Origin of the sequence: Mucilaginibacter sp. (assembly GCF_039207105.1) — a bacterium.
Classification (GTDB): Bacteria; Bacteroidota; Bacteroidia; order Sphingobacteriales; family Sphingobacteriaceae; genus Mucilaginibacter.
In genome coordinates this window covers 1-13,910 of sequence record NZ_JBCECK010000005.1, presented here as the reverse complement: position 1 = coordinate 13,910, position 13,910 = coordinate 1, and the positions used below count along the sequence as shown (strand labels likewise).

General features: G+C 41.2%; 10 protein-coding genes, 3 tRNA genes and 1 pseudogene. 6 read left to right on the top strand and 8 right to left on the bottom strand.

Features of this window, described 5'->3' with window-relative positions; genetic code table 11:
• Window positions 1-289 precede the first annotated feature (289 nt).
• Window positions 290-549: pseudogene (locus tag AAGC65_RS26155) on the top strand (hypothetical protein); the annotation flags it as partial.
• 363 nt (window positions 550-912) lie between these two features.
• Here AAGC65_RS26155 and prfH read toward each other — a convergent pair.
• The 3 genes from prfH to AAGC65_RS01935 all read right to left on the bottom strand — a co-directional run bounded on the left by prfH (window position 913) and on the right by AAGC65_RS01935 (window position 4,992).
• Window positions 913-1,530 (bottom strand): peptide chain release factor H, encoded by a 618-nt coding sequence (prfH, locus tag AAGC65_RS01945; protein WP_343110716.1) that lies wholly within the window; start codon window positions 1,528-1,530, stop codon window positions 913-915.
• A gap of 4 nt (window positions 1,531-1,534) precedes the next feature.
• A complete protein-coding gene (locus AAGC65_RS01940) occupies window positions 1,535-2,935 on the bottom strand; it encodes an RtcB family protein (protein ID WP_343110715.1) in 1,401 nt (466 codons plus the stop codon).
• Between the two features lie 452 nt (window positions 2,936-3,387).
• Window positions 3,388-4,992, bottom strand: coding sequence for an RNA 2'-phosphotransferase (locus AAGC65_RS01935; protein ID WP_343110714.1), 1,605 nt, complete (start codon window positions 4,990-4,992; stop codon window positions 3,388-3,390).
• Between the two features lie 217 nt (window positions 4,993-5,209).
• Between AAGC65_RS01935 and AAGC65_RS01930 the strand changes: the two genes are divergently transcribed.
• From AAGC65_RS01930 to AAGC65_RS01920, 3 genes are all read left to right on the top strand, one after another.
• A complete protein-coding gene (locus tag AAGC65_RS01930; RefSeq protein ID WP_343110713.1) occupies window positions 5,210-6,664 on the top strand; it encodes an RtcB family protein in 1,455 nt (484 codons plus the stop codon).
• 228 nt (window positions 6,665-6,892) lie between these two features.
• Window positions 6,893-7,525, top strand: coding sequence for a DUF5343 domain-containing protein (locus AAGC65_RS01925; RefSeq protein ID WP_343110712.1), 633 nt, complete (start codon window positions 6,893-6,895; stop codon window positions 7,523-7,525).
• Window positions 7,518-8,108, top strand: coding sequence for a Swt1 family HEPN domain-containing protein (locus AAGC65_RS01920; RefSeq protein ID WP_343110711.1), 591 nt, complete (start codon window positions 7,518-7,520; stop codon window positions 8,106-8,108). Before AAGC65_RS01925 ends, AAGC65_RS01920 begins: the two co-directional genes overlap by 8 nt.
• Before the next feature lie 575 nt (window positions 8,109-8,683).
• Here the strand turns inward: AAGC65_RS01920 and AAGC65_RS01915 are convergent.
• From AAGC65_RS01915 to AAGC65_RS01900, 4 genes are all read right to left on the bottom strand, one after another.
• Window positions 8,684-8,760: transfer RNA gene (locus AAGC65_RS01915), tRNA-OTHER, on the bottom strand.
• 5 nt (window positions 8,761-8,765) lie between these two features.
• Window positions 8,766-8,838 (bottom strand) — tRNA-Ile (locus AAGC65_RS01910).
• Window positions 8,839-8,851: 13 nt separating this feature from the next.
• Window positions 8,852-8,925: transfer RNA gene (locus AAGC65_RS01905), tRNA-Pro, on the bottom strand.
• Window positions 8,926-9,132: 207 nt separating this feature from the next.
• On the bottom strand, window positions 9,133-9,774 hold the full coding sequence (locus AAGC65_RS01900) for a hypothetical protein (protein ID WP_343110710.1): 642 nt from the start codon (window positions 9,772-9,774) through the stop codon (window positions 9,133-9,135).
• A 380-nt stretch (window positions 9,775-10,154) separates the two neighbouring features.
• Here AAGC65_RS01900 and AAGC65_RS01895 point away from each other — a divergent pair, with 380 nt between their 5' ends.
• Window positions 10,155-11,753, top strand: a complete 1,599-nt coding sequence (locus AAGC65_RS01895; protein WP_343110709.1) for a TROVE domain-containing protein — start codon at window positions 10,155-10,157, stop codon at window positions 11,751-11,753.
• 677 nt (window positions 11,754-12,430) lie between these two features.
• Window positions 12,431-13,132, top strand: coding sequence for a hypothetical protein (locus AAGC65_RS01890; protein WP_343110708.1), 702 nt, complete (start codon window positions 12,431-12,433; stop codon window positions 13,130-13,132).
• Between the two features lie 320 nt (window positions 13,133-13,452).
• On the opposite strand, the gene AAGC65_RS01885 is transcribed toward AAGC65_RS01890, so the two are convergent.
• On the bottom strand, window positions 13,453-13,653 hold the full coding sequence (locus tag AAGC65_RS01885; RefSeq protein WP_343110707.1) for a hypothetical protein: 201 nt from the start codon (window positions 13,651-13,653) through the stop codon (window positions 13,453-13,455).
• Window positions 13,654-13,910: the final 257 nt, after the last annotated feature.

Below are 13,910 nucleotides of genomic sequence, written 5' to 3'. Positions count from 1 at the left end.
ATCTGCATCAAGCTTTTTTTGACTTGGTCCCGGATCGAAAAGTCTTCTATTTTCACTGATCGACGGAATAATGTTTTCGTCCCCGATGGCCTGACAATCCCGCTCTGCAAGCTCAGATCATGGTTCATAACTTTCCATTTTTACCGGCACCTGACAGTTCAGCTTTGCGTACACAAGCCTCATCATGCAGCAAATCATTTTCCTCAAAAAAATTAACACTGTCAAAAGGCCTATTAACAAAAGTATCGTGGTCAATTACGGTAATTATTGATCTAAATCAAAAACAATCGCCGACGCTTACTTATCATTTGGCAGCATCGGTGTTTTTTATCTTTATTCATTTATGGCGCGCTCGCTCAACTGATATCTCTTAAAACTGAAAACCTTTTAGTGGTTATACCTTAGGCACAGCCTTCATTTTCAGTGGATTATTCCAGTTTTTTTTGGCGCGGTCTTAGGTTTGAATTTTTGATTAACACGGTTGTGTAGAGCTATGCTACTATGTTAGTTATCCATAAAATACTTATCGCATCGCGCGTGTTAAAAAAATATCTAAACCTTAACAGGTTTGAGAGCGAGCTATTGCTGATTTCAATAATAGGAGACGGAACTTAAAACATCCTAAAAACAGGAGCACCGGCGATGTAACTGCCAAAAATAATAATGTAAACTATTTCAAATCGACATTTCTATTACCGTCAATAGATTTTGTGAAAATCCCCTGTAAATCAAGACCGGTAACATGCTAATAATGAAATAGGTTATCAGAATACAAAATTGCGCAGACTAAAACTACAATCTCGGCTTGGGTTCATGAATCAATTAGAAGCTGATTTATAATCTATTAATGAAAATAAATAATTATCCCATCGCGAATATAAATAACCGCAATGGGATGAATTATCAGGGTAACTAAAACAATTGGGCTTTAATAGTTTTAACGGGATTGCCCCTTTCCAACCCGTTATGCTCCAGCCATTGCCTCTGCCGTTGTTCTATAAGTTGTTCTGTTTGCCAAATCAGTATTTTTGCTTCTAACCGGGCCAAACAAAGTTTCTTGTTCTCCAGTTGCGAGCGGGTATCCATAGCCATAACCTGCAATCCTGATGGCAGGTGCGTTCCCCGGACGGCGGTTTCTACCTTGTTTACGTTTTGCCCGCCCGGGCCTGATGAACGGCAGGTCTCCAGCTTTACATCTTTAGGATTCCACTCCATAAGTTCCTTCACATTAAAAGCGACAACGCCCACAAACCAGTTTTTACGTTTGTGATATTTACGATAGGGACTTTGCGCTATCCATTGTATGGTCCCTGCCCACTCTTTTACAAACGTATTCACGTTATTACCGGCAGCCATCATGGTAGCAGAAAGCAATGTGCCGTTTAGTTCGCCGGCTTTATTTTCCAGTACCTCTATTTGTATATCCTGTTGTTTGGCTTGCTTTATCATCAGGCTTTGCACACAGGCAACCACCCGGCAGCATTCTGCCGGGCCCTTACCCGACGTAATTTGTATCATCATCTTTTTCATACCGCTACTCCTTATTCATTCTGATAATACGTGGAAAAAATTTACCCTGGATATCTACCAGATCACTCTGCGCGGCAATAACCTTTTCAATATCCTTATAAGCAGTTGGGTTTTCTTCAACCGTGCCACCTATGAGGGTAACCCCTGCATTGACCAGCAGTTTTTTCATGGCCGAAACCGTCATGCTATCCTTTGCCTTTTGCCGGCTCATGGCCCGGCCGGCTCCGTGCGATGCAGAATATAAAGCGCTATGAGAGCCTTTACCCGATACCAAATATGCAGGAGTGGTCATGCTGCCGGGGATAATACCCAGTTCGCCGTTGTGTGCCGGTGTTGCTCCCTTACGATGAATGATCGTTTCACGGCCATCAGCCAGTTGATCTTTCCAGGCAAAGTTGTGATGATTTTCTACCACGTGTAAAGCCTTTAAACCTAAGGCTTTTAACAGATTAGCATGAATGCGCTCGTGACAGGCTTTGGCATAATCGCCGGCCAAAGTCATGGTTAACCAGTACTCCTGCCCTGCTTCGGTATTCATATCCAACCAAGCCAGTTGCTGGGCATGGCGCGGCAGTTTGCAGGTATTCATGGCTATTTGTGTATAATGCCTTGCAATGGCCGAGCCTAAACCACGGCTGCCCGAGTGTGTTAATAAAGCCGTATACTTTTTGGCTGGTAAGCCTAATGTGTTACCGGCTAAAAGTTCAATCTCGCCAAACTCCACAAAGTGATTACCATTGCCCGATGTGCCTAATTGCCTTACCGCTTTACTACGCAGCGGTTTCAGGAATTGGATGTTGTTAAATACCGGGCTATCCAACACCTCGTGTTCCTGCCGCGTTTCCAACCCGCCTTCCATACCAAAATGGGTATGATTTTTTAAGGCTTGCTTAATTTGATATTCAAAGCGTTTCAGGAAGCCATCGCTTTCATCAATAACAGACAACGCCATGCGGCAGCCAATATCCATACCAACCGCATAAGGAATCACCGCGTTATCCGTAGCCAGTACACCGCCAATAGGCAGGCCAAAACCCATGTGCGCATCGGGCATTAGGGCCCCCTGTATACTTACAGGAAGCAGATTAGCCAGTTCCATTTGTTTTTTAGCCGATGATTCTATACCCTTCCCGCCGTAGGTTTTACAATATACCGGCTCATTCCGTAACTCAAATGTTTTAAACAATGGAGCCGCTGTTTTGCCGATCAGTTTTTCGGCTATCCGGGCCGTTAGCTCATCATCAAGGTAGGCGTCCGGATCGTTCTTAATATTCACCAACAAGTCCAGCAATTGCTGTTTACTGTGGTGTTTAAAGTTTTTAGAGGCTATACTAATTACCAGGCTTCGTAGCTGGTCATTGTGATAGCCTATTTTACTTAAATCTTTTGTTTTTAAATTGCCCATGTGGGTTATGTTTTTATTCCGGGCCGTATCAATTTGATACAGCACAGCCATTCAGGTGCGTTATCACACCTTATTATTTAATTTTTTTGAATTTGATTGTTGGTTTCTGTTCGTCCTTAAGTAAGGATATAGCCTCTTTAAGAGTGCTCAGTGATCCAATAAATTGAGGCAAGCAAAACAATGGACAGGTTACCTATGCAACCGTCAAAATTATTTTAATAAGATACAGATTTTGCCTGCCTGTTTAGGCAATGAGCGAAAGGGGCGATATGTAAAGTGACTCTGTCATGATTCCTTGATATTTAAAAGGTTAACAAATCAGGAATTGAGTGCAAATATAAAATATTATATCAGATTGTCATATACATCATACCGTATGAACATCATAAATTGTTTCAAGCCTTGACGTTTACCAGACATATCCCGTTTTTTTGCATAATTGAAGCTTTTATTTATTCCATCAATTTCAAAAAGCGGGCTGGTACATTGTCCGTAAGCCAAACTTTGTTTTCTGATAAATAAAATACATGGCCATTGTTATACATCTCGGTGGCATACACCTCAAATACAGCTGGTTTGCCATGTCTGCTGCCAACTTGTATTGCGGTATCTATATCCTGGCTTAGGTGTACGTGCTGTCGGCTCCGTTTTTCCAGTCCATTTTCCTGAATGGCGTACACTGATTTTTCGCCCGTTCCATGATAAAGTATTTCTGGTGGCCTTTGAACCTGATAACCTAATTCAACATCAACGGAATGCCCCTGACTTGCACGGATCTTTTGTCTGCTTTCATCAAAGGCAAAGCGCTTTTTACTATTGATTGCAACTACATGATTTAATAGCTCCAAATTTAAACTATGGCCATGAGCATTGGCCTGCTTTAATAATTCATCTACATTTACCCAGCCATGATCATCTAATTCAATACCAATTAGTTCGGGTTGGTGACGAAGTATCAGGCTTAAAAATTTACTTATGCTTATTATGTCTTTTTCTTTCATTGTTTCATGTAAAGTTAGTGTAGCTGTGGCCGGCATCGTATTGTTGCTCTCGTAATTTCTCAAAGTTTTAGCCAATTGTTCTTTTATTTGCTTTACCAGCGCCCTTGGCCCCAGTACCCTCATTTTAGCACCGAAGCCTAATAGCTCGCGTTCCAATTCAAAGTTTAATATCACCCGCATACTGAATGTTTTCCCCAACTCATCTTCACTTAACAGCTTTTGGGTGTGGTGCAAGGGCTTGGTAATTACGTAAGGAGCATTGGCGGCATCTATCCAGAAAACCACCTCGCTATCGCGCTGACCAGGGCTCTTGGTAACGCCTATGCAATCATTATAGTAAGTTGCCAGATCAAGCACGGTGTTTTCCCGGTACAGCTCTTCATCCTGTTGTACGGTTTGTATCCTATCTAAAGCCAGCGTTAAAATTTGGTCATTCCTTTTATGTGGCATACCCAAAACAAACCAGCGGTTTCGATATTCCTTCAGCAGATACCCGCTGAAGCAAAAAGTATTGGCTTCCCTGGCTTTGAATGATTGATAGGTAATGCAAATTGTTTTTTGAGCCACGATTGCTTTACGGATCACCTCTATCCATTCCAGGCCTTTCAGGTTATCGTTTTTCTCAAAGTCGATTACCGGAGTACTTTGTGTTTTTTGAGTATATATTTTATCCTCCAGCTTGCTCACCATCTCATTAAGGTCGGCAAAGTGGTTAAAACCTTTAAACTGCTTTAACAAACCGGAAACCTCAGTCAACACCTGCATATCCTGCTGATTTAGCGGGCTATTGGTAATGCTGTAATTTTTATCACTATAGGTATAATATTTTTTATCAACCACTATAATGGGCGCTTCGTAGCCCAGCTTATTGCTGCGCATCATCTCCATGTCGGCCTGTACGGTACGACGGCTTACGCCGGTATTAATTCCCTGGTACTCATACAGGGCTTCGCCGCAGGCGTCTATTAAGTCGTCAAGTGTCCATTTCTTAAAGCGGTTTTGCAGGCACTGGTCAATGGTGCGGTAGCGGATAAGGGCATTACGGTTAACAGGCATAGGTTTTTATGATCTCGGATTTCGAAAGTTCGATCTCGGAATTATTTTTTGATGAATTTATAAAATATTTTTTAACTGCGCAAATACGCTGCGCACTTGATATTTCTCTTTGTACTGTCGAAAGGCTAAACCTGTTCACAAACGCCCCCTCTCTTGATCCGGAGAGAGGGGTTTTGGCCCGGAGAATTTAATTGTAAATTCATTGATCACAATAGATATGGAAAAGGAAAAAATAGGCAATAATGAATTGAAAGCCCTGGGTATTAATGATGTGGATGTATTGGTAAACTTTAGCCGGGTGGCTAATGGTTTGCTCAAGCACAACGTTATAGGGAAAGCCGAGATACTGGCCAATTTGGAAGCATTAATTGACGACCCGATGCCTTACGCCTTAAAAAAGGGAGGCAAGTTTAAAAACCTGGCCAAAGATGTAATTGCATTACGTAAAGAAGGCAAATTTATAAAGCAGGAACGCAGCAATTTTAAGCTTAAAGAAGAAATAGCAGACTTCCCGGTGTGGGGATTGGAGAACATTGAGGTGGGTGCTTTAGCACAGATGCGTACCGCAGTGCAATTACCTATAGCTGTTGCCGGAGCTTTAATGCCCGATGCGCACCAGGGGTATGGCCTGCCTATTGGCGGCGTGCTGGCTACCACGGCAAATACCATTATTCCGTTTGCTGTTGGGGTTGATATTGCCTGCCGTATGTGCTTAAGTATTTTTGATATACCCTCCGAATCCATTGATACCGAAACCGATAAACTGAAAAATATACTGGTGGATAATACCTATTTTGGGATGGGTTGTACTACCAGATCATACTTTGATAGCTCGTTATTTGATAGCAAGATCTGGGGCGAAACCAAGATAATCCGCTCATTGAAAGATAAGGCTTATGCCCAATTAGGTACTAGTGGTACCGGCAACCACTTTGTGGAATGGGGCGAATTGACCTTAACGGAATGTGCTTTAAACGATATTCCTCCCGGTAAATATTTGGCTTTGCTTTCACATTCTGGTTCACGTGGTTTTGGAGGTGCTGTGGCCGACCATTACAGTAAAATAGCTATGACCAAAACCAAGCTTCCTGCCGAAGCCAAACATTTGGCCTGGTTAGATCTGGATAAGGACGAAGGACAGGAGTACTGGATTGCCATGAACCTTGCCGGCGAATATGCCAGCGCCAACCACCATGAGATCCACAACAAAATTGCCCGTGCCCTTGGTATTAAACCCATCAGCATGATAGAAAACCACCACAACTTTGCCTGGAAAGAGCAACTGGCCGATGGCACCGAGGTAATGGTACACCGTAAAGGTGCTACCCCGGCCGGCGAAGGTGTGTTGGGTATTATTCCCGGTAGTATGAGTACGCCTGGCTTCCTGGTACGTGGTAAGGGCGATGCGGCAAGCATCAACTCGGCCAGTCATGGTGCAGGTAGGGCCATGAGCCGTAGCGCGGCCTTTAAAACGTTGGACAAAGCTACCATAGCCGCTAACCTGATTGATAAACGCATCACCCTGATGGGTAGCGACGTGGACGAAGCCCCAATGGCTTACAAAGACATCCACACGGTAATGGCTGCGCAAAACAATCTGGTAGAGGTATTGGCCAAGTTTGAACCACGAATTGTAAGGATGGCAGATGCGAAGGAGAAGCCGGAGGATTGAGGTTGTTCATGTTGTTCACTTTTGAGTGAATAACATGAAATTAATGAATGCTTGATGATCAGATAATTTGTATTCTTAAGGCGAATTACTGTTGAGATTAGGATTGTGAGAATAAAAGAAAATAGTTTGACTATTAAGCAATTAAGGCTTTTAACCAGAGAAAAATATAGACTTTTATTAATATTAGAATGTATATATTTAAATAATTTTAACCTATAAACTTATCATATGGCAGAGATACCTTACATAACAACGGCTGGTTCAATTACAAAAATCTTAGAGAAAATTAAAGAAGCTCAAACCCCCGAATCATTTAGCCAAGAGTTTTTAAGAACTAAACTTGGTTTTAAAGGCGGGAATTATCAACCTTTTATTCCTTGGGCTAAAAAAGCAGGGCTATTAAACTCTGACGGCACACCCACATCGCTTTATAAACAGTTTAGAAATCCCTCGACCTCTGCAGTTAGTTTAGCGGTAGCTTTAAGAACCGCATATGCTGAACTATATTCTCGCAATGAGTATTGTCATGAGTTGGATAGGAAGGATTTTAAAGGTCTTGTTATGGAAGCGACTGGTGAAGCTCATGATTCTGCAAAAGTGGAAAAAATAGTCGCTACTTTTTTTAATGCAAAACCATTAGCAGACTTCGCTGGTAAGCTTAACTCGAAAAAGGAAGCTACACAAGAAAGTGAAAAAGAAATCTCATCAACAAAGTCTGAAAGTAATGACAGACGGGAATCTAAAAACAAACTTAATCTCGGCCTTAATTATACTATAAATTTAGTTCTGCCAAAAACCGATGATCCCGCTATTTACAACGCCATTTTTAAATCCCTTAAAGAAAATCTTTTAAATGACTGAAAACGACACAATATCTAAGATTAAACTTTTTTGTTTGGCAAATTCTCTTACTGAGAATAAACTTGATTCTGTAGAAAATGATTTAGAGCTGAATCTTGGAAGAGTTGAAAAAGCTGAAATAAAAAAGAAAGATTTTTACCTACAATTCGATTTAGATTTTCGAAAAGAAGCGAAAGTTATGTCAGAGCATTATGAGGTTTTCTATTGTTTAGAAAAGTCCATTCGCCGACAGGTAATGCTTTTAATGCAAGAAAAATACGGTGAAAGTTGGTGGGAGGAAAAGGTAGATGATGAAACGAGAAAAAACGTAGAAAAAAACATTCATCGTGAAGAAGATTCTGGATTTACAATAAGATCTGAGGTGAAAATTGACTATACAACGTTTGGAGAATTAACGCAAATAGTAACGAAGAACTGGGAAGCTTTTGACGATTTATTTAGCAGAGGGCAACGTGCTTTTCAGCGCATAATGAATAATCTAAATCAGTTAAGAGGTCCTATTGCTCATTGTTGCCCATTAGCAGAGGATGAGGTTGTACGGCTTGAACTAACCGTTAAAGATTGGTTTAGGTTAATGGGGTGAATACTCACTTACATACCGCCTATATTACAAGTTTAGTTTTCCCTGTACATTCCAAGGTCTATAATATTAAACTTCAAAGCAAAGGAGGGATGTCTGGTTATCGCAAGTGACAGATACTGAATTTGTTCTTGTAAATTAAAAACTACCACGAATCATAAACAGAAAAAAACGGATTAATTAACCTTATCAAGCTATAAATAAAATAACATGAAGCCAGTACTTATCACTATATTTTTGATTTTAACACTTTGGGCTGTTATCGGCTTTGAAACTGAACGAGTATTAAGCGTCTTTAGACACATAGTAGCAAATATTATAATAGCACCATTTTTTTCATTTTTCTATATTCTTTCGCCCCCCGCTACCGCAAGCGTCCCGCTTGTGGTATCTCTTAAAAGCAAAGCGCCTAAAATAAAGAAATTTCTTTATTTTAGGCATACTTATCCCCTACCCAATTCACAACCGAATCAAAGCAAAAAAGCAATAATAAAATCAAGTTTTCCTACATGGATTCGAACCACGGTTTTCAGAGCCAGAATCTGACGTGCTACCGTTGCACCATAGGAAAATAAAACTGGCCGATACGAGACTCGAACTCATGACTATTCCACTCATAAGTGGAACTCCTATTACCAAACTCAGGCAATCGACCAGTTGTGGAAATAACAGGACTTGAACCTGTAACCGGCACCGTATAAGGGTGTTGCTCTAACCATTAAGCTATATTTCCTTAATAAATAACGTAGGGTAACCCGGACTCGAACCGGGAGCCTCCTGCTCCCAAAGCAGGTAATCTGACCAATTGATATACTACCCTGAAAAAACTCCCCAAAACAAAAAATCCCCTTAGATTTTTCTAAGAGGATTCAAGTATCTTGTTATATTTTAAGTCAATACATAGCCTATCCTCTCTGATAAATCAGTTGGGGTATAGAGCATTGTATTGTTGTTGTTTTCATGATGCAATGATAAGCATTATTTTTTACAAACAAAGAAATTTCTGTAAAATATTTTTGATTTGATATTAATCAATTAGTGGATCAAATGTTTTAACAATTTCCGGTTCCTGTGCATCCATGAACATTTTTGCCCGGGCAAAAAGGCAAATCTTTCCAATTCTGTCAAATACATTATGTTGCCCTTGTCCATCAATTAAAACCTCGTCGGTACAAACGCCTCGTTGATGGTTTTTCTCAATGTAGTTCCAATGTTTGTCCAGCTCATCATTAAACACAATTGTAAACGCTGGTTGACTATAGTCAATCAGGTAATTCCCATCATCCAATGTAATTGGCTTAAAATCGGGATGGAAATTATAGATTTTATTAAGGCAGATTTTTGATTCCGATTCAATGTTATCTATAGGTGCAGAGAAAAAAGTTACGGTCCCATATTTAAATACACCCAACTGCAATTTGTAGCCAGTGTAATACTTCGCTGCTTCAAGAATCCTATCAAGATCTATTGGTGTGTTTGGTTGCCATTGCGGTACCGGCGGAAAGCGTTTCTTTGCTTCCGGCTTGACTCTAAATAAATTGCTAAGCAATCCCAATGTTGCAAGGTTTAATTGGTAAATAATTTGATTCAAATTCAATGCCAGTCGTGTCCGCAATATTTGCATTGCTTTGCATTCGGCGTTCTCGCCAGCTTCCTGCACACTGGGCATAAATTGAAATATATTTTCTCGAAATTTTTATTCAATATACGCTTGGCGCAATTTAATGTAAATTGCACATATCCACCATCAAGTTGTTTTAATATTTCCGGATTATTGCTTAGCCATCGCTGACGTAAATATATATTTGTGCGTAACCCGCTGTCAGGCAATTCACGGAGCTTTAAAGAATGACGGAGATGTTTTAATGCCTCCAATTCTTGCTCGGTAAGCATACCTGAATAGTGTGTTATAATATAATTGGCTTTTTCAGGAGTAATGCCATCCATTTTATAAATATCTTAAAATATTTCAAATAATTTTATCTGCGCAGATACACTGCGCAGAGCCTCCCAATCTTTGTATCAACAAAACAAAAAAGGAGGTTCAAAATGAAATTCAACCTGTTAAGCAAATTTAATCCTAATAACTATCGGGGCCAGACTATCAACCACGCGGGTGCCAAAGCGTTTACGCTGTCGCCAGAAATGGAACTATACAGCGCCGTGGTTACCAGGAGCATAAACGATTCCTTTTACGAAAAAGATCAGGAGCGTTTAGCGCGCCTGCAAAAATTGATAAGCGCGTGCAACCCTGTATTTGTGGGTAAGCTGGCTATTTATGCCCGTACTAAAATGTACATGCGTTCGGTACCGCTGGTACTGGTGACCGAATTGGCTAAGCTGCACTCGGGCGATGATCTGGTTTGTCGGGTTACCGATGGCGTGATAGGCCGTGCTGATGAGATCACTGAGTTATTGGCCTGCTATGAGTTGCTGAACGAGCGTAAAGGAACTAAAAAGCTGAACCGCCTGAGCAAGCAATTGCAGAAAGGCTTGAGCACCGCGTTTAACAGGTTCGACGAATACCAGTTTGGTAAATATAACCGCGATGGCGCTATTAAACTGCGCGATGCCTTGTTTTTGGTTCACCCCAAGGCTAAGGACGACTTGCAGCAGGTGTTGTTCAACAAAATAGCGAATAACGATCTGCAAACGCCTTACACCTGGGAAACTGAACTATCGGCCCTGGGTCAGCTAAATTTTGATAGCGAAGAGGCCAAGGCTGTAGCGTTCAGGGCAAAATGGGAAGAACTGATAGATAGCGGCAAACTGGGTTACATGGCTTTGCTACGTAATCTGCGTAATATTCAGGAAGCAGGCGTGAGCTATGCGCATTTTGAAAAGGTGTGCGCACGATTAGCCAACGCTGATGAGGTTGCTAAGGCAAAACAGTTCCCGTTTCGTTATTTGGCTGCTTATCGCGAGCTGATCAACCCGATGCTTACCAAAGCACCTTCGCAAGGCGTGTTAGAAAAACTGACTGCCCTGATGAAAGGCCAAAACAAAGGTTACACCGGCGAATTGCTTAATGCTTTGGAGCAGGCAGTACAGGCCAGCGCTGCAAACATAAAAGGTTTTGATCATGAAACCCGTGTGCTGTTAGCTTGCGACGTTTCGGGATCAATGCAGACACCGGTATCGGCCAAGAGCAAAATATTGTTGTATGATGTGGGCTTAATGCTGGCCATGCTGTTGCAAAGCCGTTGCAAAAACGTGGAGGTGGGTATGTTTGGTGATACCTGGAAAACCATAGTTGTGCCACGCAATAATATATTGGGTAATGTACAGGAGTTTTATCGCCGCGAGGGCGAGGTTGGTTATAGCACCAATGGCTACCTGGTTATCAATGATATATTGCAACGAAGGGCGCAGATGGACAAGGTGTTTCTATTCACCGACGCCCAGTTATGGAACAGTAATAACACTACCGACCATATTCAAACCTTATGGTTACGCTACAAGGCACAAGTATCGCCCAAGGCAAAACTGTACCTATTTGACCTGAAAGGTTACGGACAAGCGCCGTTGCAAACATTGCGCAATGATGTGTACCTGATAGCAGGCTGGAGCGATAAAGTTTTTGAGGTGTTAGCAGCCTTAGAAACCGGAGGCTCTGCCCTGGATGCTATCAATAATATAGAACTGTAAATAAGCATGGGGAAGCTAATGCCCCATGCTTTTAAAAGAAATTAAAATAAGGATGCCGTAGAAACGGGTTACTTCGCACATGAAGGGGGAGGGCAGTGTGACGCAAGTTATGCTGGAGGTTCGAGTCCGATCCTGAAAAGGTAGCTCAGTTGGTAGAGCACAGAGAAAAACGACTTATTACCTGTTGCCCTTCTTTTTAAAGAAATTGAAAATAAAAAAGGTGTCGTAAATGAGTGTTACTTCGCTGTTAACGTCCAGGTCGCCGGTTCAAATCCGGCCTTCGGCATCTCGTTTATACGAATGCCGTTGTAGCTCAGTTTGGTAGAGCAGGAGCACCTCAAGGTGCATTACACTTGTTGCTTTTTACCCTTTTTTAATTAAATATTGTAAATGATCCTTAAGAAATAAAGAAGACGCCGTAGATCAGCGTTACTTCGATTCCAACGCAAAACCAACGCTGGTTGATTGTAGCTCTTCTTTTGATATTTACCTAAACCTTAAAGGGTGCCGTAAACTGGTGATGCCTCGGTATGATACTCCTCTTACAGGGGAAAGATGCAGATCGAGTTCTGCCTGCAATTAATTGCAGTGGTCTAATCATAAAATTCACCGGTTGCTTTTAGCCCTTTTTGAAAAACATAATGAAAGATGTCGTAGGCGGGTGATACTTCGCACGGTTGAATACCGCGAAAGCGGTACACAAGAAGATCAACAAGCCGTTAGATGCCGAACGCAAATCGGTGTTGGATTTTTGCTTTGTGATCTATAACAATGGCAGTGTATCACTAAAGGAATGGTTAAAGGAAAATAACTTTAATCAGGAAGAATGTGGCTTAATGAATCTGGATCATTTCAGGAACGTGTATTTAATATATCATCAAAAACAGTTAACCGAGGGGCGATTTAAAGGAATATCATCTGGTCCCGACGCTGACGACGTGTCATTAAGTTCTGTCCCGAAAGATTTAGAGAATATAGCTGTAATGAACTTCAACAAGGATAGTTATTCTATCTACTGCCGAGAATATAAAGAATACCAGGAATGGGAGGAAAAGCGGAATGAACAACGGTATCAGAGCACATTATCACATGGCAAAAGCTATGATGCTAAGAATATGATGCACACTTTCCGGCTTTTAAACATGGCAGAAGAAATTGCGCTATACCAGCAGGTGATCGTTAAACGTAATGATCGTGACTTCCTCTTAAAGATCCGTAATGGTGAATTTAACTTTGATGACCTGATGCGAATGGTTGAAGAAAAAATGCAGTATATAAAAGTGGCTTATGAAAAGTCTACTTTGCAAGATAAGCCGACTGTGCAAATAGTTGAAAATCTATTGGTGCAAATTAGAACAGATTTTTATAATATAAAATAGTCAATGTTATTAAATTGCTAATAGATAACAGTGGTTGGTTCTGGCGATCATATCCAGGCCGCTCTTATATCCGCTTAATCGATGACCGCCTGACCGCGCTCAAGATCTAATATGACGACCGGGAAACCGGTAACAATTTCACAGCGTTGACGCAAGACATCTCACGCCATTTTTCGCGATAAAGGTAGTATGCGTAAAAAAATTGTGCCTTTTGATCAATCAAAGCCTTTGCCGTAAATCAACAATTGATTTAAGTAGCAAGCAGATTTGTTCTTGCCTTTACTTTTTCTTTACCCGACTGAGGGTTTCAGGCGTCCTATTTAAATAGGACGCCAATACTTTATTGGGTAAATACAGCATGATATCGAGGTCTGTTCCAGCAAGGCCCGGTACTGCTCCTCAGCATCTTTAGTCACCTCACGCTGAAAAATATCTAAATTGACCATATAAGCGCTTTCCAGGTATTTCCGGAAAAGCTTCTCCCAGAGCATCGATGATCTCCAGCATATAATAAAAATCATTACGCGCGTTTCTCAGGATGTAAAAACAGTTCAGATAATAACCGCGATTGAACTTATGGCCAAAATGAATAAATCAATCTCAGAAATTGCCTATAAGATTTCAGCTTTAATATGTTCACCGAATTGCTCACCTTTTTTATGCTAAAACATGCATATTTTGGTATTATTTGGCAAACAAAAAAGCCTGCAAATCGATGATTTACAGGCTTTTAGTCAATTTTGACATTGTTTTCTGCGGAATGGACGGGACTCGAACC

Coding starts and splice junctions, on each gene's coding strand:
- AAGC65_RS01920 (WP_343110711.1), top strand. CDS start 7,518: ATGACTGAAAACGACACAATATCTAAGATTAAACTTTTTTGTTTGGCA.
- AAGC65_RS01940 (WP_343110715.1), bottom strand. CDS start 2,935: ATGGGCAATTTAAAAACAAAAGATTTAAGTAAAATAGGCTATCACAAT.
- AAGC65_RS01935 (WP_343110714.1), bottom strand. CDS start 4,992: ATGCCTGTTAACCGTAATGCCCTTATCCGCTACCGCACCATTGACCAG.
- AAGC65_RS01900 (WP_343110710.1), bottom strand. CDS start 9,774: ATGCCCAGTGTGCAGGAAGCTGGCGAGAACGCCGAATGCAAAGCAATG.
- AAGC65_RS01930 (WP_343110713.1), top strand. CDS start 5,210: ATGGAAAAGGAAAAAATAGGCAATAATGAATTGAAAGCCCTGGGTATT.
- AAGC65_RS01885 (WP_343110707.1), bottom strand. CDS start 13,653: ATGATTTTTATTATATGCTGGAGATCATCGATGCTCTGGGAGAAGCTT.
- AAGC65_RS01925 (WP_343110712.1), top strand. CDS start 6,893: ATGGCAGAGATACCTTACATAACAACGGCTGGTTCAATTACAAAAATC.
- AAGC65_RS01895 (WP_343110709.1), top strand. CDS start 10,155: ATGAAATTCAACCTGTTAAGCAAATTTAATCCTAATAACTATCGGGGC.
- prfH (WP_343110716.1), bottom strand. CDS start 1,530: ATGAAAAAGATGATGATACAAATTACGTCGGGTAAGGGCCCGGCAGAA.